Annotated in this window: 33 protein-coding genes; 27 read left to right on the top strand and 6 right to left on the bottom strand. The window is 36.2% G+C overall.

Going from position 1 to position 26,391, the window contains the following annotated elements; genetic code table 11:
* Positions 1 to 72: 72 nt before the first annotated feature.
* Positions 73 to 660, top strand: coding sequence for a YceI family protein (locus ACN1CD_RS10620; RefSeq protein WP_419130368.1), 588 nt, complete (start codon positions 73 to 75; stop codon positions 658 to 660).
* Positions 661 to 1,143: 483 nt separating this feature from the next.
* Here ACN1CD_RS10620 and ACN1CD_RS10615 read toward each other — a convergent pair whose 3' ends face one another.
* The gene (locus ACN1CD_RS10615; RefSeq protein ID WP_419130367.1) at positions 1,144 to 1,911 is read right to left on the bottom strand and encodes an MBL fold metallo-hydrolase; all 768 of its coding nucleotides are present in this window, start codon (positions 1,909 to 1,911) and stop codon (positions 1,144 to 1,146) included.
* Positions 1,912 to 1,917: 6 nt separating this feature from the next.
* Positions 1,918 to 3,264 (bottom strand): Fic family protein, encoded by a 1,347-nt coding sequence (locus ACN1CD_RS10610; RefSeq protein ID WP_419130366.1) that lies wholly within the window; start codon positions 3,262 to 3,264, stop codon positions 1,918 to 1,920.
* A 110-nt stretch (positions 3,265 to 3,374) separates the two neighbouring features.
* On the opposite strand from ACN1CD_RS10610, the gene recJ reads away from it, so the two are divergent.
* The 11 genes from recJ (at position 3,375) to ACN1CD_RS10555 (ending at position 11,377) form a co-directional block, all read left to right on the top strand.
* Positions 3,375 to 5,078 carry a single-stranded-DNA-specific exonuclease RecJ gene (recJ, locus tag ACN1CD_RS10605; protein WP_419130365.1) on the top strand — a complete coding sequence of 568 codons (1,704 nt, stop codon included), beginning with the start codon at positions 3,375 to 3,377 and terminating at the stop codon, positions 5,076 to 5,078.
* Positions 5,079 to 5,159: 81 nt separating this feature from the next.
* A complete protein-coding gene (gene lptB / locus ACN1CD_RS10600) occupies positions 5,160 to 5,900 on the top strand; it encodes an LPS export ABC transporter ATP-binding protein (RefSeq protein WP_419130364.1) in 741 nt (246 codons plus the stop codon).
* A 9-nt stretch (positions 5,901 to 5,909) separates the two neighbouring features.
* Positions 5,910 to 7,433, top strand: coding sequence for a GH3 auxin-responsive promoter family protein (locus ACN1CD_RS10595; protein WP_419130363.1), 1,524 nt, complete (start codon positions 5,910 to 5,912; stop codon positions 7,431 to 7,433).
* A gap of 39 nt (positions 7,434 to 7,472) precedes the next feature.
* On the top strand, positions 7,473 to 7,691 hold the full coding sequence (locus tag ACN1CD_RS10590; RefSeq protein WP_419130362.1) for a hypothetical protein: 219 nt from the start codon (positions 7,473 to 7,475) through the stop codon (positions 7,689 to 7,691).
* 2 nt (positions 7,692 to 7,693) lie between these two features.
* Positions 7,694 to 8,098 carry a putative toxin-antitoxin system toxin component, PIN family gene (locus tag ACN1CD_RS10585; RefSeq protein WP_419130361.1) on the top strand — a complete coding sequence of 135 codons (405 nt, stop codon included), beginning with the start codon at positions 7,694 to 7,696 and terminating at the stop codon, positions 8,096 to 8,098.
* Positions 8,099 to 8,125: 27 nt separating this feature from the next.
* On the top strand, positions 8,126 to 8,755 hold the full coding sequence (locus ACN1CD_RS10580) for a DUF2306 domain-containing protein (protein ID WP_419130360.1): 630 nt from the start codon (positions 8,126 to 8,128) through the stop codon (positions 8,753 to 8,755).
* Positions 8,755 to 9,645: a YARHG domain-containing protein gene (locus ACN1CD_RS10575; protein ID WP_419130359.1), complete on the top strand. Its 891-nt coding sequence runs from the start codon at positions 8,755 to 8,757 to the stop codon at positions 9,643 to 9,645. The genes ACN1CD_RS10580 and ACN1CD_RS10575 overlap by 1 nt, the downstream gene beginning before the upstream one ends.
* A gap of 17 nt (positions 9,646 to 9,662) precedes the next feature.
* A complete protein-coding gene (locus ACN1CD_RS10570) occupies positions 9,663 to 10,091 on the top strand; it encodes a YkvA family protein (RefSeq protein WP_419130358.1) in 429 nt (142 codons plus the stop codon).
* Positions 10,075 to 10,395, top strand: coding sequence for a DUF2752 domain-containing protein (locus ACN1CD_RS10565; RefSeq protein ID WP_419130357.1), 321 nt, complete (start codon positions 10,075 to 10,077; stop codon positions 10,393 to 10,395). Before ACN1CD_RS10570 ends, ACN1CD_RS10565 begins: the two co-directional genes overlap by 17 nt.
* Before the next feature lie 3 nt (positions 10,396 to 10,398).
* Entirely contained in the window at positions 10,399 to 10,866 is a 468-nt protein-coding gene (locus ACN1CD_RS10560; RefSeq protein ID WP_419130356.1) for a CCC motif membrane protein, read from the top strand.
* Between the two features lie 100 nt (positions 10,867 to 10,966).
* The gene (locus ACN1CD_RS10555; RefSeq protein ID WP_419130355.1) at positions 10,967 to 11,377 is read left to right on the top strand and encodes a BrxA/BrxB family bacilliredoxin; all 411 of its coding nucleotides are present in this window, start codon (positions 10,967 to 10,969) and stop codon (positions 11,375 to 11,377) included.
* Between the two features lie 175 nt (positions 11,378 to 11,552).
* Here ACN1CD_RS10555 and cdaA read toward each other — a convergent pair whose 3' ends face one another.
* Together cdaA and folP are read right to left on the bottom strand one after the other, a co-directional pair.
* Entirely contained in the window at positions 11,553 to 12,344 is a 792-nt protein-coding gene (gene cdaA, locus ACN1CD_RS10550; protein ID WP_419130354.1) for a diadenylate cyclase CdaA, read from the bottom strand.
* Positions 12,345 to 12,405: 61 nt separating this feature from the next.
* Complete coding sequence (folP, locus tag ACN1CD_RS10545; RefSeq protein WP_419130353.1) at positions 12,406 to 13,260, bottom strand: dihydropteroate synthase; 855 nt, start codon at positions 13,258 to 13,260, stop codon at positions 12,406 to 12,408.
* Positions 13,261 to 13,361: 101 nt separating this feature from the next.
* On the opposite strand from folP, the gene ACN1CD_RS10540 reads away from it, so the two are divergent.
* From ACN1CD_RS10540 to ACN1CD_RS10525, 4 genes are all read left to right on the top strand, one after another.
* Positions 13,362 to 13,904, top strand: coding sequence for a DUF1599 domain-containing protein (locus ACN1CD_RS10540; protein ID WP_419130611.1), 543 nt, complete (start codon positions 13,362 to 13,364; stop codon positions 13,902 to 13,904).
* Positions 13,905 to 13,947: 43 nt separating this feature from the next.
* Positions 13,948 to 15,102 carry a BT_3928 family protein gene (locus ACN1CD_RS10535; protein WP_419130352.1) on the top strand — a complete coding sequence of 385 codons (1,155 nt, stop codon included), beginning with the start codon at positions 13,948 to 13,950 and terminating at the stop codon, positions 15,100 to 15,102.
* Entirely contained in the window at positions 15,099 to 16,154 is a 1,056-nt protein-coding gene (locus ACN1CD_RS10530; protein WP_419130351.1) for an ABC transporter permease, read from the top strand. The genes ACN1CD_RS10535 and ACN1CD_RS10530 overlap by 4 nt, the downstream gene beginning before the upstream one ends.
* A gap of 84 nt (positions 16,155 to 16,238) precedes the next feature.
* Positions 16,239 to 16,781: a shikimate kinase gene (locus ACN1CD_RS10525; protein WP_419130350.1), complete on the top strand. Its 543-nt coding sequence runs from the start codon at positions 16,239 to 16,241 to the stop codon at positions 16,779 to 16,781.
* On the opposite strand, the gene crtD is transcribed toward ACN1CD_RS10525, so the two are convergent.
* Entirely contained in the window at positions 16,778 to 18,250 is a 1,473-nt protein-coding gene (gene crtD, locus ACN1CD_RS10520; RefSeq protein ID WP_419130349.1) for a 1-hydroxycarotenoid 3,4-desaturase CrtD, read from the bottom strand. The two genes, ACN1CD_RS10525 and crtD, sit on opposite strands and share 4 nt — an antisense overlap.
* A 41-nt stretch (positions 18,251 to 18,291) precedes the next feature.
* Between crtD and ACN1CD_RS10515 the strand changes: the two genes are divergently transcribed.
* The 4 genes from ACN1CD_RS10515 to ACN1CD_RS10500 all read left to right on the top strand — a co-directional run bounded on the left by ACN1CD_RS10515 (position 18,292) and on the right by ACN1CD_RS10500 (position 20,838).
* Positions 18,292 to 18,420 (top strand): hypothetical protein, encoded by a 129-nt coding sequence (locus ACN1CD_RS10515; protein ID WP_419130348.1) that lies wholly within the window; start codon positions 18,292 to 18,294, stop codon positions 18,418 to 18,420.
* Between the two features lie 222 nt (positions 18,421 to 18,642).
* A complete protein-coding gene (locus tag ACN1CD_RS10510) occupies positions 18,643 to 18,753 on the top strand; it encodes a phenylalanyl-tRNA synthetase subunit alpha (RefSeq protein ID WP_419130347.1) in 111 nt (36 codons plus the stop codon).
* A gap of 186 nt (positions 18,754 to 18,939) precedes the next feature.
* Positions 18,940 to 20,364 carry a 23S rRNA (uracil(1939)-C(5))-methyltransferase RlmD gene (gene rlmD / locus ACN1CD_RS10505; protein WP_419130346.1) on the top strand — a complete coding sequence of 475 codons (1,425 nt, stop codon included), beginning with the start codon at positions 18,940 to 18,942 and terminating at the stop codon, positions 20,362 to 20,364.
* Positions 20,365 to 20,427: 63 nt separating this feature from the next.
* Complete coding sequence (locus ACN1CD_RS10500; RefSeq protein WP_419130345.1) at positions 20,428 to 20,838, top strand: hypothetical protein; 411 nt, start codon at positions 20,428 to 20,430, stop codon at positions 20,836 to 20,838.
* Between the two features lie 134 nt (positions 20,839 to 20,972).
* Here the strand turns inward: ACN1CD_RS10500 and ACN1CD_RS10495 are convergent, their stop codons facing one another.
* Positions 20,973 to 21,677 carry a head GIN domain-containing protein gene (locus tag ACN1CD_RS10495; protein ID WP_419130344.1) on the bottom strand — a complete coding sequence of 235 codons (705 nt, stop codon included), beginning with the start codon at positions 21,675 to 21,677 and terminating at the stop codon, positions 20,973 to 20,975.
* A 128-nt stretch (positions 21,678 to 21,805) separates the two neighbouring features.
* Here ACN1CD_RS10495 and ACN1CD_RS10490 point away from each other — a divergent pair, with 128 nt between their 5' ends.
* The 7 genes from ACN1CD_RS10490 (at position 21,806) to ACN1CD_RS10460 (ending at position 26,378) form a co-directional block, all read left to right on the top strand.
* Positions 21,806 to 22,312: a phosphoribosyltransferase family protein gene (locus tag ACN1CD_RS10490; RefSeq protein ID WP_419130343.1), complete on the top strand. Its 507-nt coding sequence runs from the start codon at positions 21,806 to 21,808 to the stop codon at positions 22,310 to 22,312.
* 343 nt (positions 22,313 to 22,655) lie between these two features.
* Positions 22,656 to 23,279, top strand: coding sequence for a 1-acyl-sn-glycerol-3-phosphate acyltransferase (locus tag ACN1CD_RS10485; protein WP_419130342.1), 624 nt, complete (start codon positions 22,656 to 22,658; stop codon positions 23,277 to 23,279).
* Positions 23,276 to 24,373, top strand: coding sequence for a glycosyltransferase (locus ACN1CD_RS10480; RefSeq protein ID WP_419130341.1), 1,098 nt, complete (start codon positions 23,276 to 23,278; stop codon positions 24,371 to 24,373). Before ACN1CD_RS10485 ends, ACN1CD_RS10480 begins: the two co-directional genes overlap by 4 nt.
* Positions 24,343 to 25,017: a carotenoid biosynthesis protein gene (locus ACN1CD_RS10475; protein WP_419130340.1), complete on the top strand. Its 675-nt coding sequence runs from the start codon at positions 24,343 to 24,345 to the stop codon at positions 25,015 to 25,017. Before ACN1CD_RS10480 ends, ACN1CD_RS10475 begins: the two co-directional genes overlap by 31 nt.
* A 29-nt stretch (positions 25,018 to 25,046) precedes the next feature.
* The gene (locus tag ACN1CD_RS10470; RefSeq protein ID WP_419130339.1) at positions 25,047 to 25,253 is read left to right on the top strand and encodes a DUF2683 family protein; all 207 of its coding nucleotides are present in this window, start codon (positions 25,047 to 25,049) and stop codon (positions 25,251 to 25,253) included.
* Positions 25,254 to 25,362: 109 nt separating this feature from the next.
* Positions 25,363 to 25,443, top strand: coding sequence for a type II toxin-antitoxin system YoeB family toxin (locus ACN1CD_RS10465; RefSeq protein ID WP_419130610.1), 81 nt, complete (start codon positions 25,363 to 25,365; stop codon positions 25,441 to 25,443).
* 83 nt (positions 25,444 to 25,526) lie between these two features.
* Positions 25,527 to 26,378 (top strand): 4-hydroxy-3-methylbut-2-enyl diphosphate reductase, encoded by an 852-nt coding sequence (locus ACN1CD_RS10460; RefSeq protein ID WP_419130338.1) that lies wholly within the window; start codon positions 25,527 to 25,529, stop codon positions 26,376 to 26,378.
* Positions 26,379 to 26,391 lie beyond the last annotated feature (13 nt).

The raw sequence follows: 26,391 nt of genomic DNA, 5'->3' as shown, positions 1-26,391 counted from the left end.
AAACTTAACATAGGTCAATAATAAAGGATGAACCATAATTATATCTTTGTATCACAATTTAAAAACCAAAAAATGAAATTAAAAATCTCTTCAATCTTTTTATTCGTGGCAGTAGTATCATTGTCAGCTTTTAAAAACCCTGTTAAACCAGTAGCTTATACTGTTGACCCGGCAAAATCTACCATCACTTGGATTGGTAAAAAAGTAACTGGTTCTCACAATGGAACAATTGCTTTACAATCAGGAACTTTAAATGTTGATGGTAAAAAAGTAACTGGTGGAACTTTCACTATCGATATGAACTCTATTAAAGATGCAGATGGTAGCGCGAAGTTAGAAGGTCACTTAAAAGCAGATGATTTCTTTGGAACAACTAAATTCCCAACTTCAACTTTCGTAATTACAAAAGTTGCAGGTTCTGGTGCTGCATTAACGGTTACAGGTAACTTAACAATTAAAGGAATTACTAAACCAGTTACTTTCCCAGCTACAGTTGCGGTGAATGCTGATGGCACTGTATCTGCATTAGCAGGGAAAATTACTGTTGATAGAACTAAATATGATATTCGTTATGGTTCAAAATCATTCTTCGATAGCGTTGGCGACAAAGCAATTGATGATAACTTTGAAATCGGTGTGAAATTAGTAGCTAAGAAATAAGTATCGTAATTTCCCTTAAAAAGGAATTTTTAACATAATAAAGATCTCGGCATTTGTCGGGATTTTTTTTGTCGTTTTTAGTTGATCGTTTTACGCTTTCCGTCGTTGGTCTGTCACTTTGGTTTTTTGCTTTAAGCCTTAATCTTTCTGCTTTCAAGACGTTTTTCGTCGATCGTTTTTCGTTTTCAAGTCGTTATTCGTTTTACGCTTTCCGTCGTTGGTCTGCTGCTTTGGATTTTTGCTTTAAGCTTTAGTCTTTCTGCTTTCAAGACGTTTTTCGTCGATCGTTTTTCGTTTTAGGTTTTCGTTTTCAAGTCGTTTTTCGTTTTACGCTTTCCGTCGTTGGTCTGTCGCTTTGGTTTTTTGCTTTAAGCTTTAGTCTTTCCGCTTTCAAGACATTTTTCGTTGATCGTCGTTCGTTTTGTTTTTCACCTTAAGCTTTAGTATTTTGGCTTTTCGCTTTCTGCTTTAGTCTTTCTCCTTTCACCTTACCCTAAACCCACCCTCAATTTCATCAACAAAACCCGTCGCCTGTTCCTTACTGTGATAAAATAAACATTCCCAGTTTTCTGCAGCGGCTCTTTTTCCAAATTCTTTACGAAGTTCCATCGCTTTGCGACCATCGAAATCATATTTTGCAATAAAATTTTTAATCAGTTCACTTGGCTCCGGTAAAACATCGCCACCGAAGAATACTTTAGCGTTGCCTTCCGTTAATAGGAAAACCTGGTGATGCGGACAATGTGCGCCAGTTAATTCATAAGCGATGCTTTCATCCAGATTGCCATCGCCCTCTACAAATTTTAACTGTGCATTGCGTTGTACAATATCAAAAATATCAGTGTGGTAAGAATCAGAAGTGCTGCTAAATGCCGTTTCCCATTCACCACGGTTAATTACGTATTCTGCATCGGGGAAGCTGAGTTCCATTTTTCCATCGGCATGTTTATGGACCATCCCGCCGGAGTGATCATAGTGCAAATGCGACATCAAAACCTTTGTCACGTCTGTAGGATCAAATCCTGCATTGCGGATGTTTTTATGTAAAATCAATTCGCCATGATCATCACTAAAACCCAGTCCCGTATCAAAAAGGATTAGATCATTTTTCAGTTCCACCAAAAAAGGCTGAACATTGATGAACAGTGAAGCTGGTCTATCTTTAAAACTATGAATGGCTGAATCGAAAGGAATAAATTTTTTGGTAGCATCTACCGAATAGGTTCCTTCGAATAGGGTGTGAACTTGCAAAATGTATTAATTTTTAAGGTTTGTAGCTGATTTGATTTCTTGGATAATTTTGGTCATTACAGATTTTGAGATATTATTTATTTGTTGGTGCGTTAGAAATTTACCGTAAGACCTATCGATAAGTATATCTCCATTGTTCTCATTAAATACTCCATAAGAGTTTGCATCGAAATAGATTTCAAGGGTAAAATTAATGTTTACTTCATGGGTCGATTTTTTTAATTTTAAACATTTGAAATAGAGAAATGATGTATGAATTTTATAATCACTAAAATCTACTTCTGATAGTTCTGTTTTATCAAAATCAATCTCCAAAGAACTTCCCGTTGAATCTTCATAATTAATTGTTAGGTAACTTTTAATATCATTAAAAAGTTCTTTTAATTTGTCAAATTTACTATCTAATTCTATGTATAGAGGTATTATACTTCTATGCATTATTTGGGCTATTGCAGGGTGTGTATTTTCACTTTCAAATTCATCAGGAATCCCTTTCAACTCTTGCTTCAGCAACTCCAATTCCTTGTCCAAATCATCATCTTCATCAATGTTTTCTCCCTTGGCAGCCTTGATACTTAAATCCAAACTCCATAATAACTGATTTCCAATGTATTCGACAAAGGCATTTAAATCTCCCGTATCTGCACGATTTAAGGCGGCTAAATAATCTTTCTTTTCAGCACTTTTAATAACGATGAGCGGTAAATTATTTTTGGCTAAAACATAATTCATTAGTAATCTTGCAGTCCTCCCATTTCCATCATCAAAAGGATGGATTCTAACAAAACGATAATGTAAAAGAGCGGCTAAAAAGACTGGGTCTTCTGTTTCACTTTTTTCATTAAACCACTTTACTAATTCTGCAATTTCATTTTGCACGTCGCCAGGTGCTGTGTAATCGAAAATTTCTCCATTGGCTAATCTTACAGAATTTGGGGTTTTTTTATATTCTCCTGGAATAATTTCTTTGCGGGTCGATTGGCCATCAGCAGTTATCGCATCTTTCCAAAATGGCTTAACTAAAAGTTTTGCGTTTAAGTCTCTAATGAAATTTTCAAGTAGGGGTCTACCTTTTTCAGCTGCTTCTTCTTGCACCATCTTTAAGGCAAAATCATGTGCTTGCATTTCTTGATACTCGCGAAAATCATGTGTGCCCTCCGTTTGGTCAAAAATCAAAAGTAATTCTGTTTCACCATACGTTAGAGTATTTCCCTCTAAATGGTTAGAATTGAAATTAAATTCCAAGCGAAATTTCTTATCAAGCTTAGCTTGATTTTCTGGTGTTAAAGGCTTCAAAGAATTAAATAATTCTGATTTCTTTTTAATTTCGTTAAGTAATTTACTTGAAAGCATTTATAAAAAATCTTAGAGTTAAAGATACAAGTTATTTGGATTTGCGACTTTCTGCAAGGTAATGTAGATTTAAATTAAAAAAGTATATTTACTGTTCGGAAACAAATATAATGGAAAAAAGATGGGTGCCGACATCAATTTGTAATGATGATACGGTAAAGAACATAGCGGAACAACTTAATATAGACAGATCATTAGCTCAGATTTTAGTACAAAGAAACATTTGCGATTTTGATCAGGCTAAATACTTTTTCAGACCAGAACTGACTCATTTACACGATCCTTTTCTAATGAAAGACATGGATAAAGCCATTCAAAGAATAGAAAAGGCATTATCCACTCACGAAAAAATTCTGATATATGGTGACTATGATGTGGATGGAACAACTTCTGTAGCCCTCGCATATAGTTTTTTCTCGCAGCTTACCAAAAACATAGAATATTATATTCCGGATCGTTATCTTGAAGGTTATGGAATTTCTACAGCAGGTATTGATTACGCAAATGAAAATGGTTTTTCACTCATCATTGCGTTAGATTGTGGTATCAAATCATTAGATAAAGTTGATTATGCGAACAGTTTTGGCATCGATTTCATCATTTGTGATCACCATTTACCTGGTGAGGAAATTCCGAAGGCGGTTGCCGTTTTAGATCCGAAACGAGTAGATTGCGAATACCCATTTAAAGAATTGGCAGGTTGCGGAATTGGATTTAAACTTGCACAAGCTTACGCACAAAAGCATGGTCTCCCAAGCGAATCTTATCTTCAATATCTGGATTTAGTGATGGTAAGCATTGCTGCAGATATTGTTCCGGTGGTTGGTGAAAATAGAATTTTAGCTTATTATGGCTTAAAAAAACTCAATACAAATCCATGTGAGGGTTTGCGTGCACTGATGGAGGTTTCTGGGAAAACGGAGAACTATACCATTACAGATGTGGTGTTTACATTAGGCCCGAGAATTAACGCTGCGGGCAGAATAGATCACGCGAAACATGCTGTGGCCATGTTACTATGTCAGATAGACAGCAATTCTTTAGAGCAAAGCGAATCGATAAATCTTAAAAACACAGAGCGCAAAACATACGATCAGGATATTACCCGTGAAGCTTTGGCTTTGATCGGCGATAGCGATATTTTAATTAATCGCAAAACTACGGTGGTTTTTAATGAAAACTGGCATAAAGGTGTGATTGGGATCGTAGCATCTCGGTTAACAGAGAAATATTATCGGCCAACAATAGTACTTACTAAATCTAATGGCCATGTGGCAGGTTCGTGCCGTTCTGTTGTTGGGTTTGACCTGTACGAAGCCTTGAGTGGATGTGCTGATCTTCTGGATCAATATGGGGGACATAAATTTGCAGCTGGTTTAACCATGCAAGAGCATAATGTTGATGCCCTGGCTGATAAATTTGAGGAAATTGTTTCTGCCTCTATTACAGAAGAATTACTCACCCCGATGATTAAGATTGATGCGGAAATTAAATTGTCGCAAATTGATGGTAAATTCTTTCGGGTTTTATCTCAAATGGGTCCCTTCGGACCAGAAAATTTGTCTCCCGTATTTGTATCAAATCAGGTCTATTTAGATAAAGCAGCAATGGCGGTTGGTGCAAATCATTTAAAAATTAATATAAAGCAACAAAATTCGCCTACTTTTGAATGCATTGCATTTGGCTTGGGAGAATTTCAAAATCTTTTACAACCAAAGGTGCCATTTTCTGTTTGTTATACAATTGAAGAAAATGTATGGCGGGAGAAAAGAAGACTACAGCTAAATATAAAGGGAATTAAGATAAAAGAATAAGGATAAAGGAACAAAGATAAAAGCTTAACCACTTAGTCTTTAATCCTTGATCTTTGTTCTTTTCTCCATAAATAAATATGAATGATATTACGAGCCGAAAATCTGGTTAAAAAATATAAACAGCGAACTGTTGTTAATGATGTATCTTTCAGCGTAAGCCAGGGTGAAATTGTAGGCTTGTTGGGGCCAAATGGTGCAGGTAAAACGACTTCATTTTATATGATTGTGGGTTTAATTAAGCCAAACGAGGGGCGTATTTATTTAGAAGATGAAGATATTACGCAAGATGCCATGTACCGCAGGGCGCAAAAAGGCATCGGCTATCTGGCTCAGGAAGCATCAGTATTCAGAAAGCTTACTGTTGAGGATAATATTTTGGCGATTCTGGAAATGAGCAGTCTCAGCAAAGAAGAACAAAAGGATAAACTAGAGGAGCTTATTAATGAATTTAGTTTACATAAAGTTCGGAAAAACCGGGGTGATCTATTATCTGGAGGGGAGCGAAGAAGAACTGAAATTGCCCGGGCATTAGCTGCAAATCCTAATTTTATTCTTTTAGATGAACCTTTCGCAGGGGTAGATCCAATAGCTGTAGAAGAGATTCAGAGTATTGTAGCAAAACTGAAGCATAAAAATATTGGTATTCTAATTACCGATCATAACGTTCAGGAAACCCTTTCCATTACCGATAGGGCCTACTTGCTTTTTGAGGGGAAAATTCTTGAACAAGGTGTGCCGGAGGTTTTAGCAGAGAATGAAATGGTTCGGAAAGTTTATCTGGGTTCAAACTTTGTATTGAAGCGCAAAAAATTTGATATTTAATTTCGGAGCATGGCAATTGTAAATTCCATTTTTACCTGGCTGATGAAGAAGCGGATCCATCAGATCGAGCTTTTTATGAAATATCCTCATGATGTGCAGCAGGAATGGTTTCATAATTTAATTGATAGTGCAGAAAATACCGAATGGGGTAAGATGTATGATTACAAAAGCATCCTTACACCTCAACAATATCAGGAACGTGTTCCCATTCAGAATTACGATACCCTTAAGCCTTACATAGAAAGAATGCTGGCTGGCGAACAGAATATTTTATGGCCTTCAGATATTAAATGGTTTGCTAAATCATCAGGAACAACAAGCGATAGGAGCAAATTTATTCCGGTTTCGAAAGAATCTTTAGAAGAATGCCATTTCAAAGGTGGCAAAGATATGCTTTCCATCTATTGTAATAATCGGCCTGATAACCAAATGTTTACCGGAAAAGGTTTGGTGTTAGGAGGAAGCCATCAGGTAAGTCAGCTAAATGAAGATTGCTTTTATGGTGATTTATCAGCTGTGCTAATTAAAAATTTACCCATCTGGGCAGAGTTTTACCGTACGCCTGATATGTCTATCGCTTTGATGGATAATTACGAAATCAAAATGGATAGAATGGCAGAAGCTACTATTCAGGAAAATGTAACCAGCATTTCAGGCGTGCCTACCTGGACCATCGTCTTGGCTAAAAAAGTATTAGAGCTTACGGGCAAAAATAATTTATTAGAGGTTTGGCCAAATCTGGAAGTTTATATCCATGGTGCCGTAAATTTTGCGCCTTACCGGGAGCAGTTTAAACAACTCATCCCTTCATCTGAAATGTATTATCTGGAAACTTATAATGCTTCCGAAGGTTTCTTCGGGATTCAGGATCAGGATAATTCAGAAGAAATGCTGCTGATGTTGGATTATGGTATTTTCTATGAATTTATCCCAATGGAAAATATTGGTGAAGAAAATCCGAAAGCCTTGTTGCTGGGAGAGGTAGAACTTCATAAAAACTACGCCATTGTGATTTCTACAAATGGCGGTTTGTGGCGTTATATGATTGGCGATACGATCCAGTTTACCTCATTGTCTCCCTACCGGATAAAAATTACCGGCCGAACCAAACACTTCATTAATGCATTCGGCGAAGAAGTGATTATTGATAATGCAGAGCAGGCATTAAAAAAGGCTTGTCAGGAAACTGGTGCAGAAATTAAAGATTATACTGCTGGTCCGATTTATTTTGCCGGCGAAAAAGCTGGTGGACATGAATGGATCATCGAGTTTGATAAACAACCTGAGGATTTTGAGAAATTTATAGATGTAATGGACAATACCTTACGGGAAATTAACTCAGATTACGATGCCAAACGTTTTAAAGACATGGCACTGTGCAGACCCAAAGTGCACAATGCCCCGGCAAATACATTTTACAATTGGTTAAAAGCGAAAGATAAGTTGGGTGGGCAACACAAAGTGCCTCGTTTAGCTAACGAGCGGAAATATGTAGATGATATTTTGGAGATGATGAAAAGTGTTTCTGTGTAATATATATTGATTATATTTGATAGTTAAAACCAATAATGTATGGAAGCTACAGGAAGATTGACAAATATTCAATTAGAATTGTTGAAATTATTTCAATATAACTTGCCAGATGCTCAATTGAGAGATATCAAGGAGATGCTTGCAAAATATTTTGCCGAATCTGCGTCTGATGAAATGGATAAGCTTTGGGATGAGCGAAACTTTAATGAGGAAACTATTGAATCTTGGAAAAGTGATCATCTGAGGAAGAAACAGTAGTAATGAAAGTCATATTAGATATTAATGCGTTACTTGTTTCCATTCCAAGAAAGTCAAAATATAGGCCGATTTTTGATGCATTAGTAGGAGGAAGTTTCCAAGGCGTAATTAGTAATGATATTCTTTCTGAATATGTTGAAATTATAGAACAAAAGACAAATTCTGTTGTAGCAAATAACATTGCTGAGTTATTGCTTAACCTCAAAAATGTTAAAAAGATAGAAATCTATTTTGAATGGAAATTAATCTTGTCAGATGCTGATGATAATAAATATGTTGATGCATATGTATCTGGCAATGCAGATTATCTTGTCACGAATGATCATCATTTTAAAATATTAAATCAAATAGATTTTCCAAAAATCCACATCTTAACAATTGATGAATTTTTAGCGATAGTTAAATAATTGACTAAATTTTTTAATAAAAGTAAATTGAAGAAAACGATCAATTATTTCCAAATCGCATGGCTATTGTTCTTCAGTTATTTTTTTATGCTCATGTTGCAGATTACATTACGCTATCTGCCAGCTAGTAGCGAAGTGGCTTTTCTCCAGATCAAACAAACTGAAGTAATCAGGAACAATACTTATCTTCTTGTTTTTTATGTTCATGTTTATAGTGCAATATTTGTGCTGTTAGCAGGCTTCACACAATTTAATGCTAAAATTTTAACTAAATATCCGAGAATACACCGGGCGCTTGGCTATCTGTATGTTAGTTTTGTGTTAATATTTGCAGCGCCGTCTGGCATCTATATTGGCTGGTTTGCAAATGGTGGTTTAATAGCCAAAACCTCATTTATCATATTAGGTATTTTATGGTTGTGGTTTACCGTAAATGCAACCAAACTGATTATCGAAAGAAAGATCAAAGCACATAAAAATATGATGTATCGCAGTTTTGCGCTAGCCACTTCGGCCATCACGTTGAGACTTTGGAAAGTTATTTTAGTATATTTATTTCATCCGGCGCCTATGGATTTATATCAGGTAATTGCATGGTTAGGCTGGATACCCAATTTGTTAATCGCCGAATGGCTCATCAGAAAAAAAATCATTTAATGAAAAAGATCTTAATACTCTCTGTTATCGCCATTTCCATCATGGCTTGTAAAGACACTAAAAAGTCTGCACAAAACGGTTCAAAGAAAATTCAGATTCCTCAACAGGAAATTCATAAAGAACTTTATGGTTTTTGGGTCGGCGATTTTGCAACAGCCGAAGAATTTGAATACGAAGGCGATATGAATGAAGCGGTAAAGAAGCTAAATATTAATATAAAAAAAATTACAAAAGACACGGTAATTGCTCAGAGCGTGGTTTCGGGGAACAGCCGCCCGCTGATTGGTAAAATATCTGAAAATGGGACTAAAATTTCTTTTGTACTGAACGAGCCCGGAACAGATAAATATGATGGGAAGTTTGAAATTACACTCATGGGTGATACACTGATTGGGAAATGGAATGCCTATAAGACATCCCTTAAATGGCCGGAAAAAGAATTTAAGTTAGTGAAAAAAGCATTTGTTTATAATTCCAACCTGATGTTGCCAACTGAAGCGGATTATATTGATTGGACCGATCATAAAATGGTAGAAAGCTTAGATACGCTGGAAGATGGAACAGTAGATTCCCTGGGCGCCAATACTTTTTATAGAAGTGCATCTGAAGGGATCTTCAAAATAAATGCATCTAGCACGCTACTCAAAGAAGATGATGTGAAAAACCTGCGCAAGCTCGATTTACAAATAATAAAAAACACAATTTTCGCTCGTCATGGTTATGCTTTCAAAAAGCAGACATTAAGAAATTTTTTCGACCCTGTGGAATGGTATGTGCCAGTCAAAAATAATGTAGATAACGACTTAACTCCTATTGAAAACAAAAACGTTAAATTATTGGATCGCTTTACAAATTATGCGGAAGATAATTACGATACTTTTGGCCGTTAATTTGTAAGGCATTACTTATGAAGTTGAATAGACGAAAAATATTGGATTTCTTCAGGAAATCTGAGAATAGGGCAACCGTAATACTGAACGATAAATCGAAGGCTAATAAAACTATTAAAGATGCTTTGGGTAAAGCAATTACTAATAAAGGCGCATTAGATGGCGTTTGGGAGAAGATGGTATTGTTGTTTGGCGTAGCAAAAGATTATGTGAATGGCGATTATACGGAGATTCCAAAAAGATCTATTATAGCTATTTTGGGTGGAATAGTTTATTTTTTATCGCCAATAGATGTCATTCCGGATTTTGTACCATTTCTAGGATTTTTTGATGATATTTTTATCCTCAACCTGGTTTATAAGCAGGTTTTAAAAGATTTGGAAAAATATAAAGAATGGAAAGATAGTCAGGTAAAAATTATCAATATTGATGGAGGTACGATCTAGTTTTCTTGATTGGCTCAGTCATCACCTGTTTACCTGCCCATTTAAGTCGCATTTTGGTATCGATTGCCCGGGTTGTGGATTCCAGCGCTCCTTAATTGCCTTATTAAAAGGGAACATCCTGGAGTCTTTTAAGTTATATCCAGCTACGATTCCATTTTTATTTGTGGTTATTTTTATGTTTGTGCATCTTCGGTATGATTTCAGGTTTGGAGCACAAATCATTAAAATCACTGTTGCTACTATTGCAGTAATTATCTTAATCAATTATATTTATAAAATATACACTCACCAACTTATCATCTAAATTATGTCAGAAGAACAAGAAAAACCTCAGGAAAATCAACCTATTAATCTAAATAAAAGTGAAACACCAGGAGAAAACCCTGGAAATGCTGGTTTTGCAACGCCTCCACCATTTCAACAAGCTCCGCCATTCGGGCAGTTTGGTGGTGGAATGGGACAGCAAAATCTACCTAATGCCACAGCTGCACTAATTCTGGGTATTGTTGCAATTCCCGCCTGTTGTTTTTACGGTATCTTTGGTCTCGTTTTCGGGATTATTGCCTGGATTTTGGGAGCAGGCGATATGAAAAAATACCAGCTAAATCCTACCTTTTACACAGAATCTTCTTATAAAAACGCAAAAGCAGGTAAGATTTGCGGAATGATTGCAACCATCTTAAGTGTAATATTTATTATATTGGTAATCCTCGTTGTTGTAGGAGCAATTACACATCCTGCTGCTTACGATCAATTCTTTAAGGGAATCCAGTAACAGGCTGCTAATTTTACCTTAAAAATATAAATCGGATGACACATGCCATCCGATTTTCTTATTTTTGTACTATTCAAATTGTAAATAAAAACTAACGATAATGTATCCAGAATATTTAGTAGAGCCAATGCGTAAGGAATTAACTAACGTAGGTTTTGAAGAATTAAAAAATGCAGAAGATGTAGATCAGGCTATTAAGGGCGAAGGAACTGTATTAGTTGTTGTAAATTCGGTATGTGGTTGCGCAGCAGCTAACGCTCGTCCGGCAGCAAGAGCAGCAGCAGCTCATGAAAAACACCCAAATAAATTGGTAACTGTTTTTGCGGGTATGGAAAAAGAAGCTGTAGATAAAGTAAGAAGTTATATGATGCCTTTTCCTCCATCATCACCAGCAATGGCACTTTTTAAAGATGGTAAATTGGTTCACATGATAGAACGTCATCAAATAGAAGGCAGACCAGCACAAATGATTGCTGACAATCTGATTGGTGCTTTTGAGCAATACTGCTAGTAGGAAAATGATAAAAGAATAAAGAGCAAGGATTAAGGACATAGTGTCGATAATTCTTGCTCTTTTTTTAAGCTAAATTCTACGTTTTGTTTTTTGCTCTTAGTTCCTTGCTCTTTATTCTTTTGTTCCTTGCTCTTTTGCTCCTTAATCTTTGCTCTTTATTCCTTACTTTTTACTAAAAGTCTTTATTAAGCAATTTCTCCAGCTCTCCGAATGATACGTTCATTCTTACCCGGCCTTGTTTGGCATATGATATTTCACCTGTTTCTTCCGAAATAATCACTGCAACAGCATCTGTAGTTTCGGAAACACCAATACCAGCACGGTGTCTCAATCCAAATTGCGAAGGCAACTGATCATTATCTGTTAAGGGTAGAATACAACTGGCACTTTTAATCTTGTTTTCTGAAATCACTACTGCGCCATCATGCAACGGACTATTTTTTTGAAAGATACTCTCCAGCAAACGTTTCGAGATTTTGGCATCCACTACTTCGCAGCTGTTTGCAAAAAATTGTTCATCATAAAACTTAACAAAAACGATAAGTGCACCGGTTCTGGTCTTCTTCATCGTTTTACACGCATCTATAATCGGCTTAATACGGGTAAGGTTGTTTCTTTCAATTTCCTTTCTTCCGAACAGATAGCCCCACCAAGCCTTGTTTTTTTGTAAGAAAGCATTTTTTCCTATCATTAGTAAAAATCTTCTGATCTCGGGATGGAAGATTACGATCAGGGCAATGATCCCCACACTCATAAATTTCTCTATGATGGTGGTAAGCAATTCCATTTGCAGACCTTTTACAACCCAATAAAATACTGTAATAATGAACATACCTACCAACAGGTTCACCGCAAGGGTATTGCGGATAAGGGTATAAACATAATAGATTAGCAGCGCAACCAGCACAATGTCTACTACATCTGTTACAGATATTTTAAGAAAATCGAAATCAAAACCTTTCATTTAGGGCAATTTATGAAAATAAGTTTAAAGTCTTTAATGGATAATAATTCAAGTAAGATAATTAGCCATTTAGCCTTTTTAACAATTCTATACATTCAATAGCTTCTTTAACATCATGAACCCGTAAAATACCAGCACCTTTTTGCAAGGCAATGGTATTTAAAATGGTTGTGCCATTTAATGCATGGTCGGCAGTGGTGTTAAGCGCTCTATAAATCATTCCTTTCCGGGAGAAACCAACGAGCACCGGAAGCTTAAATATTTTGAAAGCATTGAGTTGATTCAGTAATTCGTAATTATGTTCGATGGTTTTACCAAATCCAAATCCCGGATCGATAATGATGTCGTGGACATGCAGTGCTTTTAATTCAGCAACCTTTTTTGCCAGATAGTCGATCACCTCAAGGGTTACATGCTGATAAGATGGGTTTAAATGCATGGTCTGCGGCGTTCCCTGCATATGCATCATTATATAAGGTACTTGCAAGTTGGCAACGGTTTCAAACATGTTCGCGTCCATTTCTCCGGCAGAAATATCGTTGATGATATGTGCGCCGGCAAGTATGGCGTCTTTTGCAACAGCAGCCCTAAAAGTATCGATGGAGATCACAGTTTCCGGGAACTCTTCCATGATACATTCGATTACAGGAATTAAGCGATCAACTTCCTCGTTTTCAGAAATATCCGTAGCGCCAGGTCGGGATGAATAACCACCAAGATCTATAAATGTTGCGCCATCATTTAAAAAAGCTTCGGTTTTTGCCAGCGCTTCATCAATAGATTTTGTTCTGCTTTTGCTGTAAAAAGAATCCGGCGTAATATTCAGGATAGCCATCACCTTTGGCGAACTCAAATCGAGGAGTCTTCCCTTAATATTTATACTTTGTTTGGGTTCAAAAAAGTTTTTTTCTGCCATGTTAAGCCCTTTCGGGATTTGAGTTTCACTATAAAAATGTATCTTTAGCTTTTGTTTTTTCACGACAAAAATACACTAAAACTTAATTAATATTGGCTTTGATACCAACAAATACCGCTGTAGAATTTGATGAAGTAATTGCAGTTTGCAGATCATTGTTTCTTAAAAAAACGAAAGATTATGGAACGGCCTGGCGGATCTTAAGGCCAAGTTCGATCACCGATCAGATTTTTATTAAGGCACAGCGGATCCGTACATTGGAAGAAAAAAAGGTGAGCATGGTTGGTGAAGGCATTGTGTCAGAATACATTGGAATCATTAATTACTGTGCAATTGCAATGATGCAATTAGAGCTAAGCGAAGCTGATCCAAATGAAATGCCCTTTGAACAGGTTGCAAGCTTGTTCGAGGAAAAAATAACGGAAACCAAAGAGTTGATGTTCGCTAAAAACCACGATTATGGAGAGGCCTGGCGTGATATGAGGGTAAGTTCTTTAACCGATCTGATTTTAATGAAAGTTTTTCGGGTGAAACAGATTGAGGATAATGACGGAGAAACTTTAGCTTCTGAGGGAGTGAAGGCCAATTACCAGGATATGCTTAATTACGCTGTTTTTGCTTTGATTAAGTTAGGCATTAAGTAATTTATTGCAAGCAGAAGACCAATTTTAAAATGATTTAATACTGATGAGAAATATACTTTTAAGCTTTTCCCGATTTTTTGTAGGCGCATTATTTATCTTCTCCGGATTAATAAAGGCGAACGATCCGCTTGGATTTGGGTATAAGCTGCAAGAATATTTTGAAGTATTCCACATGAATTTTCTGAGTCCGGCAGCAACTGGTATAGCCATTTTGCTCTGCACATTAGAAATTGTATTGGGTGCGCTATTAATTTTAGGTTTTTGGAGTAAGAAGGTAGCCTGGGGTTTATTGCTGCTGATTATATTCTTTACGTTACTTACATTTATTTCAGCTGCATTTAAAGTGGTAACCAGTTGTGGTTGCTTTGGAGACGCCATTCCGCTTACGCCGTGGCAATCATTTAGTAAAGACCTCGTTTTATTAGTATTGATTTTGATCATTTTTATCAATAAAAATGCAATTGAGCCTTTAGTTAAAAAAGCATCCAGTCAAAGAAATATTGCTATTGCCGTAACGCTGGTATCACTAGGATTCGGTTTATACACCTATAACGTATTGCCTGTGATTGATTTTCTACCTTATAAAGTGGGTGCTCATATCCCATCATTAATGGTAATTCCTCCGGGAGAAAAGCCCGATGAATTTGAGATCATGTATCACCTTAAGAACAAGAAAACAAAAAAAGAAAAAGATATGAGTGATAAGGATTACCTTAAAACTGAAATCTGGAAGGATAATAACTGGGAAATTATAGGCGAACCAGTAAAGCGTTTGCTTAAGAAAGGCTACGAGCCGAAAATTAAAGATCTTGTCATCAGTGATGCATCGGGAACGGATTACACGAAGGAAATAATTGAAAATCCTTACTATAGCCTCGTTATTGTAGCTTACGATTTGAAAAATACCAACGAAAATGCGATAGGAAAGTTAAATGCAATTGCCATTAATGCAACCCAGCAATTTAATATTCGTACGGTGCTGTTAACTTCGAACGCAGCACAGGATGCAGAGGCTTTTGTGAAAAAGAATAACCTATTTTCAGAAGTTTTTTATGCTGATGCTGTACCCTTAAAAAGTATGGTTCGGGCTAATCCAGGGGTTTTATTGTTGAAAAATGGTGTGATAGTAAACAAGTGGCATAATCATAATGTACCTACTTTTGATCAGTTGAGTAGAAAATACTTTGATGTACAATGATTGGATATGCCCTGAAAAAGCTGCTTTATGGTCTCCTGGTAATGGGTGGTGTAGTGTTGGTGGTTTTCGTGCTTTTCAATATTTTACCTGGCGATCCCGCAAGGATGACCATGGGGCAACGTGCAGATGTACAATCATTAGAAGCCGTTCGTAAAGAATTTGGATTGGATAAATCGAAACCTGTTCAGTTTCTGCTATATATTAATGACCTTTCACCTGTAAGTGTGCTTGATCATGATAGCACTACAAAGGCAAAATACCATTTTGTTAAACTAGTTAGTTTTGATAAAAAAGTATTGGCGCTGAAATGGCCTTATTTGCGGAGTTCATACCAAACTAAAAGAGACGTTACCGCAATACTATCTGAAACGGTTCCGAACACATTTGTGCTGGCACTAACAGCAATGATCTTTGCTACGGTAATTGGTGTTTTTCTGGGTGTTTTATCTGCTGTTTACAAAGATACATGGATAGATAAATCTGCAAATGCTTTTGCTATCCTCGGCATTTCTGCACCATCTTTCTTTGCCGGAATCATTATTGCCTGGATCTTTGGCTTCATGCTTAGCGATTATACCGGCTTAAAAATGAGTGGAAGTTTATATTCATACGATCCGTTTAGCGGTGAAATTTTAACCTTAAGAAATTTATGGTTACCCATGATTACATTGGGTTTAAGGCCACTTGCGATTATTGTACAATTAACAAGAAGTGCCATGCTCGATGTTCTGGCCCAAGATTATATCCGTACAGCTAAAGCAAAGGGATTAAGTAGAAATGCCATCATCTATAAACATGCGTTGAAGAATGCAATGAACCCGGTGATTACCGCTATTTCTGGCTGGTTTGCTTCCTTGCTTGCGGGTTCGTTTTTTGTAGAATATATTTTCGGCTATAATGGCTTAGGCAGAACAACCGTTACGGCGCTCGAAATGTCGGATTTTCCAGTTGTAATGGGTTCCATATTATTTATTGCCTTTGTTTTTGTGGTGATCAATATATTGGTCGATATTCTTTACGCTTACGTTGATCCGCGAGTGAAATTAGCCTAACCCCCGGATATCCCTGAAGGGGGAAGTGAAAAGCATTTTGGCACTACAGGGATAAAACACATACTAAACTATTTGAAATTATATATGAACGATAGAAATTCAGGTTCCCCTTTAGGAGCGGAGGGGCTTATCTTCCTGGTTGGCTATATGGGTTGCGGGAAAAGTACCAAAGCCAAGCAACTGGCTCACCGCTTAGGCTGCTCTGTTATAGATTTGGACACCGAAATTGTAAATCAATCAGGGAAAACAATAGCAGAATTTTTTGCCACATCTGGTGAAAGTGGTTTCCGTGATTATGAAAGTGAAATACTGAAAACTTTCAGTTATCCAGAAAAATGTGTGGTGGCAACAGGAGGTGGGTTACCATGTTTTTTTGATAATATGGATTGGATGAATGCCAATGGCACGACAGTATATCTCCAGATGGAGCCTGCTCAACTGGTATCCCGATTGCAGAACAGGCAAAAGCGACCATTAATTAAAGATTTAGATGATGTACAGTTGCTTGATTTTATCAATGAAAAACTAACTGAACGCAATCCTTTTTACACCCAAGCCAAAGTAATTGTAAATGCATTCGATCTGGATGTGGAAACATTAGAGGAAGCTATAGCTAATACGCTTTAAGCAGGGAGGTTATCATCAATGATTTTAGCGGAAAGAAGGGCCAAAGGGATTCCACCACCCGGATGCACACTACCGCCGCAAAAATAAAGGCCATCAATTTTTGAACTGAAATTAGGATGCCTTAAAAAAGCTGCAAACTGATTATTTGAACTGTTTCCGTAGAGTGAACCCTGGTAAGAACCCGTTTTACTTTCAATGGTTCTGGGATCGAGAATTTGTTCACAAACAATCTCTTTTTCAATGTTTCTGTTTAAAATGCGGCTTATTTTTTTAATAATATTCTTCCTGGCCTCCTTAATTAAAAGGTCCCAATTTTGGCCATTGTTGGCAGGAACATTAATCATTACAAACCAATTTTCGCTATCATTTGGCGATTCACCCCTGATGTGTTTTGCGGTAATGTTGAGGTAAACCGTAGGGTCATCACAAATGGTTTTCTCTTTCCAAATCGCATTGAATTCATTTTTATAATCTTTAGTGAAAAAAATATTATGCAGGCCTAAGTCGCTATAATTTCCATCCATGCCCCAATAAAAAATCAGTGCCGAGCTGCTGCGTTCCTGACTTAACAATTTTTTCGGTGCGTCAATACCTTTTAATAAGTTTTTATAAGTAAACCAGATATCGAGGTTAGAAACAACCACTTCTGCCTTATAGATTTTATCGTAAACCTTAACTCCTTCTATTTTTGACTTCGAACCATTAGTATAAAGTATTTCTTCTGCTTTTTGATTATAATGAAACTTGATGCCTAATTCCTCAGCTAACTTTACCAATGCGGTAACAATGCCATACATGCCGTTTTTTGGGAGAAAAGCGCCGAAATGATATTCAAAATGAGGGATAACGTTTAAGGTTGCCGGCGCCTGATAGGGATCTGAACCATTATAGGTGGCATAGCGGTTAAATAATTGTGCTATTCTTTCATCCTTAAAAAATCGCTGATTGGCTTTGGCCTGAGATCGAAAGGGATCAATCTGTAAAAACCTAAAAACCGATTTAAGCGTATCCCAATGTAGGTAACTCTTTAATTTGTGAAGTGTGCGTTCTAAAAATACCTGGTGGGTAACCTCATAAATGGTGGCGCTTTTTTGCAGGAAATGATGCACTTCGTTAGCAGTAGAATTGGTTTTCTCTTCAATTTCCTGTACGAACAGATCGATGTTTGATTTTGCAGTTAACCTTAATCCATCTTCATAAAAATAGCGACAAACCTCTTTCAGTTTGATATAGTCAAAATAGTCTTTAGGGTTTTTGCCGGCGAGTGTAAAAAGTTCATCAACATATTGAGGCATCGTGAAGAGACTTGGTCCGGTATCAAACCTGAAACCATTCATTTTGATCTCGCCTAATTTGCCACCTGGTTTTGAACTGGCTTCAAAAACATCAACCTGATAACCTTTCACAGACAGGCGGATAGCGGAGGCTATTCCTGCTATTCCTGCTCCGATAACTATTGCTTTTGGCATGGCACTAAAATAGGATAAAATATTTTACTAACTTATAGCAGATGCATAACGGCGAAATTATTATTTATAAAAATGAAGATGGCTTGCCTGCCATTGATGTTGCTATGCAGAACAATACTGTTTGGCTTACGCAACAGCAGATGTCTGTATATTTAATAAAGATTACATGACGATTTCCAAACCTATTGGTAATATCTTAAAGAAGGAGAACTTTCAAAAGAGCGATAATCATCGACCTCATTAATTTTAAAAATTAAATTATTTCAAGCCAGCAGATGCAGTTAACATACATTTCTAATTTTCTCCTATAAAATTAATGTAAAGTTAACTTATACCGTTTTGGTTTCGGGTATGAATTTTGTATTATTGTATAAATAGAGAGGTTTTTTATCATGAGCAAAGAAATTTTAGAGTTTTCTGTACTAGTAGATGAAAAATTTGACCTAAAATTTAATTGGTTAGATGGCTTTTGGGGCGTTGCATTTAAGTTTTTTGGAAAATAATTTTTCATAACTTTTTTTCCTATGGACGGTTTTATCAACCGGTGAAATTTTTATTGCCTTAATTTTCCAGTATCTTAACGGCTAACCCCAGCTTTTCACTTCATCATTTATACTTTCTGTTTTAGTCTATAAGCATTAGGCTTTCTACTTTAGTCTTTCAGCTTTTAGCCTTATATTTGCAGAATAATGAGTAGAAGAAAACCAGGTACGGTAACTATAATTCCAAACGTACATATAATTGATATTGCTGAAGAAGGAAAAGGCGTTGGCAAAGCCGATGAATTAGTGATTTTTGTAGACAAAGCTGTTCCTGGCGATGTTGTTGATGTTCGGTTAACCAAGAAGAAGAAAAACTTCGCAGAAGCAATTATTGATCAGTTGCATGAAAAATCAGCATTGCGTACAGATCCCTTTTGCCCTCATTTTGGAACCTGTGGCGGCTGCAAATGGCAGCACATGGGCTACGACTCTCAATTAAAGTTTAAACAAAAAAATGTTGAGGCCGCCTTACAGCGTCTTGGTAAAATAGATACTTCAAATACAGAACCTATCTTAGGGTCGGTTAAAAACAGATACTATCGCAATAAATTAGAATTTACGTTTTCAAATAAACGCTGGTTAGATAGAACTGATATCGATCGTGATGAAGATTTTGATATGAATGCTTTAGGCTTTCATGTTCCATTGCGATTTGATAAAATTCTGGATATTGAGCATTGCTATTTGCAAGATGAACCATCAAATTCAATTAGAAATGCAGTTCGGAAATATGCTTTAGATCATCAATTATCATTCTATGATTTACGAAACCATGAAGGCGTATTGCGCAACCTGATTATTCGTACCTCATCTACAGGCGAAGTAATGATTGCTGTTGTTTTTGCTTATCCTGAGCTAGAGCAGCTAGAAGGATTGATGAGCTTTTTGAAAGCAGAATTTCCACAGATTACTTCATTATTGTATATCATTAATCAAAAGAAAAACGATACAATTTTCGATCAGGATGTTCATGTATTTTCAGGCCGTGACCATATTTTTGAAGAAATGGACGGAATCCGTTTCAAAATTGGTGTAAAATCTTTTTATCAGACGAATTCTGAACAAGCTTTTGAATTGTATAAAATCACCAGAGATTTTGCAGAATTTAAAGGTGATGAACTGGTTTATGATTTATATACCGGTGCTGGTACCATCGCTAATTTCGTAGCGAAAAATGTAAAGCAAGTTGTAGGGGTAGAATATGTACCAACAGCTATCGAAGATGCAAAGTTCAATTCTGCATTAAATGGAATTGACAATACGCTTTTTTATGCTGGTGACATGAAAGATATTCTTACTGCTGATTTCATCACCAAACATGGTAAACCAGATGTGGTGATTACTGATCCCCCGAGAGCAGGTATGCATGCTGATGTAGTACAACGTTTGCTGGAAATGGAATCAGAGAAAATTGTATATGTAAGCTGTAATGCAGCAACACAGGCCAGGGATTTAGAACTATTAGACGAAAAATATGAAGTAGTTCGTATCAAGCCCGTAGATATGTTTCCGCATACGCAACATGTAGAAAATGTAGTATTGTTGAAATTAAAGGATAGCATTAGAGCATGATTGAATGTGTAATTTACTTGTCAACATTCAATCAATCACTCATTCAAAAATACAAGCATTAAGATGGATAGAGAAGAATTATTAGGCGCAACGCCAGAAGATAGCGGAGAACCGCAGAAAAAACAAGAAAGTCCTTTAGTAAGTTTAGAAAAGGATTTGGAATTTTATGCTGATGCGATTAAAGAAGTAGGGATTGAAATCATGGTGGAAGGCATTTCTGCTCACCCCATTTTTATTGCCCACCAACACCAGGTTAGCATCGGTGAAATGATTTTAAATAAAGAAGAATTAAATACGGATTGGTCTATTCAAGCTTCTACTTTGGAAGAGTTTGTAGAAAAGGGAATCATTACCAAAGAGAAAAAGGAACCGTTTTTAAAGGTTTACAAAAGACCCGAAGACTTTATGTGTGTATTTGTGGTCGTACCTGAAGGCGCAAATTTCGTTTATTATCCCTATAAAAAGGTAAAATAATAGGTAGGAGGTGTAAGGTTATAGTGATTTCTAATTGATCAAGCTCTGTACTTAAATTTTCTCAAACAAGCATAAAAAATAAGCCGCTTTGCATCCACAAAGCGGCGAATTTATCATTAACTAAACTAAAGTTCTTAATTGACGTGATGCACATCTCCGCTTTTTGAACTCGATGTTTTGTGTAATGCTGCATCTCCTTTGTAGCTCACATCGCCACCGCCACTTGCCGAAGCTTCCAATCCTTTATTCACGTATATATTTACATCAGATCCTCCTGAAGCTTGTACTTTTGCATAATCAGTAATTAATTCAAAGGCATTAACATCGCTGCCGCCGCTAGATTGAATACTCATATTTGTTGCTTTTCCTTTTAGGCTAACATCGCTGCCACCGCTAGATTGAACAGTTAAATCATTACTTGCCACGGTTAATTTTAAATCCGATCCACCCGAAGCATGGATAGCCAGCTTATCGGTTTTGATTTGATTTTGAGTAAACACGTCTGAGCCGCCCGATGCTGCAATTTCATTTAATGTTTTATAATTTACATAGGCCTTGATTACACGGTTTTTAAACATGCTGCTCCATTTAATTCCATCTTTAAACTTGATGCTGATATCATTTCCATTTTGTTCTACAAGAATATTTTTCAATGTTTCGCTGTCAGATTTAATTACAACACCTTCGCTATTGCCTTGAGTAAGGTATAAATCTATTCCGCTGCTGATGCCAACACTCTTAAAGTTTTTTACCGGGAAGCTTTTGCTATCCTGAGCCTTTGCTGTATAGGCGGAGAAGGCAATAAATAAGATAGCAGATATTCTAATCAGGTTTTTCATAATTTTGTTTTTGGTTATTGATTAGACGCAGGTAGAACGGAAACGTTGCAAGCAATCGAAATTATTTTTCAAATAGTTTGAATTTCATCCTTAAAATCGTTCTTTTTGTATTCAATCCTTTTAATACAATGACATCGCAAATCCTCATACTTAATAAGAAACAGATTCAACAGAAGATCGATCGAATCGCGTATCAAATCCTGGAAGATAACTTGAATGAGAAAGAGGTAGTGCTTGCGGGTATTTGGGACCGTGGATATAAACTGGCTGTTCGTTTGGAAAAGGTTTTGAAAAAGATATCTGGTTTTAAGCTTACGCTTTTACGTATTGATCTTCAGAAGGAAAGCAGCAAACTCATTGCAACTACAGATTTAGATGAAAGTTATTGGAAGAACAAAGTCATTATCATTATTGATGATGTGCTGAATAGTGGCAAAACGCTGGCATATGGTCTGGGCGTTTTCCTAAACACACCACATAAAAAAATTCGTACCGTAGTGCTGGTAGATAGAAGCCATAAAATTTTCCCAATTGCTACAGATTTTGTTGGTTTGGAACTGGCAACCGTTTTAAAAGAACACGTTGATGTGATTATGGATGTGGAAGGCGAAGAAGATCGGGTTTATCTAAGCTAGTATTAGTCTGAAACAGAATTGATCTAAGGGGATTATTTTCTAGTTGTGGAGCCAATTACTTGGTTAAAAGTGATTTTTAAGTTTCTTGTTTAATCGTAAAGGCACTGGGTCTTTCAAAAGCACAGTCTGAGGTTTGTATTTTATTTTTCCTTCCTTAACCATCAACTTAAAGCATTTACCCTAACATTTTCTCTGTGTTTCTTCGTGCCTTCTCTTTGTGTCTGTGGTTAATAACCGCTATTCCAAACGCATGAATCTCTTCAACGAGGTGAGGATTTGATTATTTTCGTTTATCATTGAGGCTAGATTTGCAATTCACCTCATTTTTTTGCAATTTCCCAACATGTACCATCCTCGAAAAAATACATTCATTTATCGCTTTTTTTCCTGGTACATCGAATTCATTATTAAGAAAGATTTTGCAAGTCTTCATTACAATACCATTGAAACCAAAGAAGATACTTCAATTTTAATCTTGGCTAATCATTTTAGCTGGTGGGATGGTTTTTTTATTTTCTACATCAATAAGAAACTATTTAAAAAGCAGTTTCATGTTTTGGTCAATGCAGAAAACTATAATAAGGTTGGTTTTTTAAAGTACCTGGGTGCATTTGCCGCAGAAAGTAGTGGGAAAGATATTATAGGCATGTTAGGTTATGCCAGTAAACTTCTGGATGATAAAAATAACCTGGTATTGATCTTCCCCCAAGGTAAATTACAGTCTAATCACGTAAAAAATATCACCTTTGAAAAAGGGGTGATGCAAATAATTAAATCCAGTCAGAAAAGATTAAACATTGTATTTGCGGCCACGTTTATTGATTATTTCTCCAGGCGGAAGCCAACAGCGCAAACCTATCTTCAAAATTGGGATAGCGAAGAATACATGAGTTTGCAATTATTAAAAAGCGCCTATAATAAACATTACGATCAATCGGTTGTTAAACAAACACAAATTACTGAATGACCATTTTTATTTATGCGGTTTTAATTTTTCTGGTGATCCGTTTTTCGGTCACGGTGTTCAACTTTCTTTCCAATCCGAAGTTGCCGAGAGTGACCAAACATTATAATGATTTTGTTTCGATATTAATTCCAGCTCGTAACGAAGAGGAAAATATCCTTCAATTACTCGAATCTATAAAAAGCCAGGATTACAAAAACTTTGAGGTTATCGTTTTGGATGATAGCAGCAATGATCAAACCTATGAGCGGGTAGCTGCCTTTTCGCTTCAGAATCCTCAATTTCGTGTAGCGCATGGGAACGAACTTCCGAAAGGCTGGCTTGGTAAAAATTACGCCTGCTATCAATTGGCGGCCTTAGCAAAAGGAAAATACTTGCTTTTTGTAGATGCTGATGAAACCATAAAAAAAGGTTTTATCAATAGTCTGATTAGTAGGATGGAGCTGGGTGACCTGGCTTTACTCAGTATTTTTACCAATCAGGTAATGAAATCGACGGGAGAGTGGTTAACTGTTCCGTTAATGCATTTCATTTTATTAAACCTGTTACCATTAAGACTGGTTAAGTTTTCTGGCAATCCGGCATTTTCTGCAGCAAGCGGACAATGCATGTTTTTTAATGCCAGTAACTACAAGGAAAATCAATGGCATGAACATGTTAGAAATAAAGTAGTAGAAGATGTAGAGATTATGAAAGCCGTAAAACTTCAAAAATTTAATGGGGAGGCATTACTAGGCAACGGATTGATTTACTGCCGGATGTATAAAAACCTGAACGAAAGTTTAAATGGCTTTAGTAAGAATTTACTTGCAGGTTTTGGTAGTAATGTGATTATCTTACTATTTTACCAGCTTTTGGTTACCATAGGGCCGTTAGTTTTATTATTAAACTTTAACATCTCTTTAATGGTGTTACCATTAACATTAATTTTTTTAAGCAGAATAATGATTTCCTATTTATCGGGTCAGAATGTTTTAATTAATTTGATTCTTCATCCGTTTCAGATGTTTTTCTTTTTAATGATCTCATTTTTATCCATCACACAACACATATTTAAAACAGGCACATGGAAGGGCAGATCGATCAAAGCAATTTAAAAGTTAACAAGATTGCAGTCGCTGTGATTATTATTTTTCACGTAGTCGGTTTAATGGGGTTTTTAATTCCAGCGTTGCAACCTTACTTTATGAAAATGGTGCCTTTTCACCTGCTTTTAATGTTTGCCATCATTATTTATACTTATGTTGGCGATGTTAAGCGACTTTTATTATTCGTGTGCGGTGTTTTTCTATGCGGCTGGCTGGTAGAGGTATTAGGTGTACATACGGGCAAAATTTTTGGACGCTATTATTATGGTGATACTTTGGGCTATAAAATTGCCGCTGTGCCACTTCTAATGGGTATTAATTGGGTAATCTTAATTTTTAGTATCGGCCAGATGGTGAAGAGTTTCAAAATAAGAAACAGCATTTTAGCCTCATTAACCGGTGCGCTGATGCTCATTACTTTTGATTTTTTTATGGAGCCGGTTGCTATGAAATTTGATTATTGGCAGTGGGATTGGCATGAAATTCCACTTCAGAACTACATCGCATGGTTTATCGTATCTATTATATTATTAAAGTTTTACTATGCCTTAGACCTTAAACAACAAAAATATATCGGAGCGGCTATGTTTATCTCTCAATTGGTATTTTTTGTTGTCTTGTACATGACAACCGGAACAAATATTTTTGCGTAATTTTGTGACGTAATTTTAAAGATTAAATTATGGAAACACTGATTGTACAACCTAAAAACAAAAAGCAGCTTGTAGCTATAGAAGCGGTACTAAATGTTTTAAATGTTACTTTCAGGAAAGAAAGTAATTATACTTCTGAATTTGCAGATGAAATAAAAAAAGGTGTAGAGGATGTTAAAAATGGACATGTTACCAGAATTAAGGACGTTCAGAATATATGGGAAAGTATTTTATAGAAATTACCGACCAGGCCAAAAAACATCTGGCTTTCATTCAAAAATCTGGAGATAAAGCTTCAACGAAAAAACTTCAGAAGATTTTTATTGAATTAAGTATTCATCCTGAATCAGTAAACCAGAGAAATTAAAATTCGAATTTTCTGGATACTGGTCAAGACAGATAAATAAAAAAGATAGGTTAGTCTAAAGAATCGATGAAGAGATTATAACAGTATTTATAATTTCTGCAAAGGGACATTATGACGATAAATAACTAATCCTAAAAAAATAATGAGCAATTTAAACTTACAAGTCAATATAGATAAATCATCAGGGTTTTGCTTTGGTGTGGTTTACGCTATCGAAATGGCCGAAGATATTTTAGATAACGAAGGTTATTTATATTGTCTGGGTGATATTGTTCATAATGATGAAGAGGTTGAACGCTTAACCAAACGCGGATTAAAAATTATCGATCATGAAGTTCTGCAAGACTTGCGAAACGAGAAAGTTTTAATCAGGGCACATGGCGAGGCACCTTCCACTTATCAATTGGCATTAGAAAATAACCTTACCTTGATTGATGCTTCTTGCCCTGTGGTGTTAAAATTGCAGAACAGAATCAAAAACTCTCACGATGATGATGAGCAGATCTTGATTTTTGGTAAGCATGGACACGCAGAAGTGATTGGCTTGCAAGGGCAAACAGATGGAAAAGCTATTGTTTTTCAGGATTTAGCAGAGCTCGATCACGTAGAATTGCCTTCGAAGTTTACCCTTTACAGCCAAACTACAAAAAGCACTGACAAATTCTATCACATTAAAGACGAATTATTGAGTCGCGGTTATGAGGTAAAAGCAAATGATACCATTTGCAGGCAAGTATCTAACCGATACCAGGAGCTGGAAAATTTCGTGAGTCATTATGACAGGATTATTTTTGTTTCAGGCAAGAAATCATCCAACGGAAAAGTGCTTTACGATGTATGTAAAAAATTCAACGATCAATCATACTTCATTTCAAATATTGAAGAACTGGATTTGAGTTGGTTTGCAGCAAACGATAAAGTTGGAATCTGTGGTGCTACTTCAACACCAATGTGGCTAATGGAGAAAGTAAAAGTTGCTTTAGAGCAATTTTAACTCTTTTCTTTTT

Origin of the sequence: Pedobacter sp. N23S346, assembly GCF_048515415.1 — a bacterium.
In the GTDB taxonomy this organism is placed as follows: Bacteria; Bacteroidota; Bacteroidia; order Sphingobacteriales; family Sphingobacteriaceae; genus Pedobacter.
This window is presented reverse-complemented; position numbering and strand designations above follow the sequence as displayed.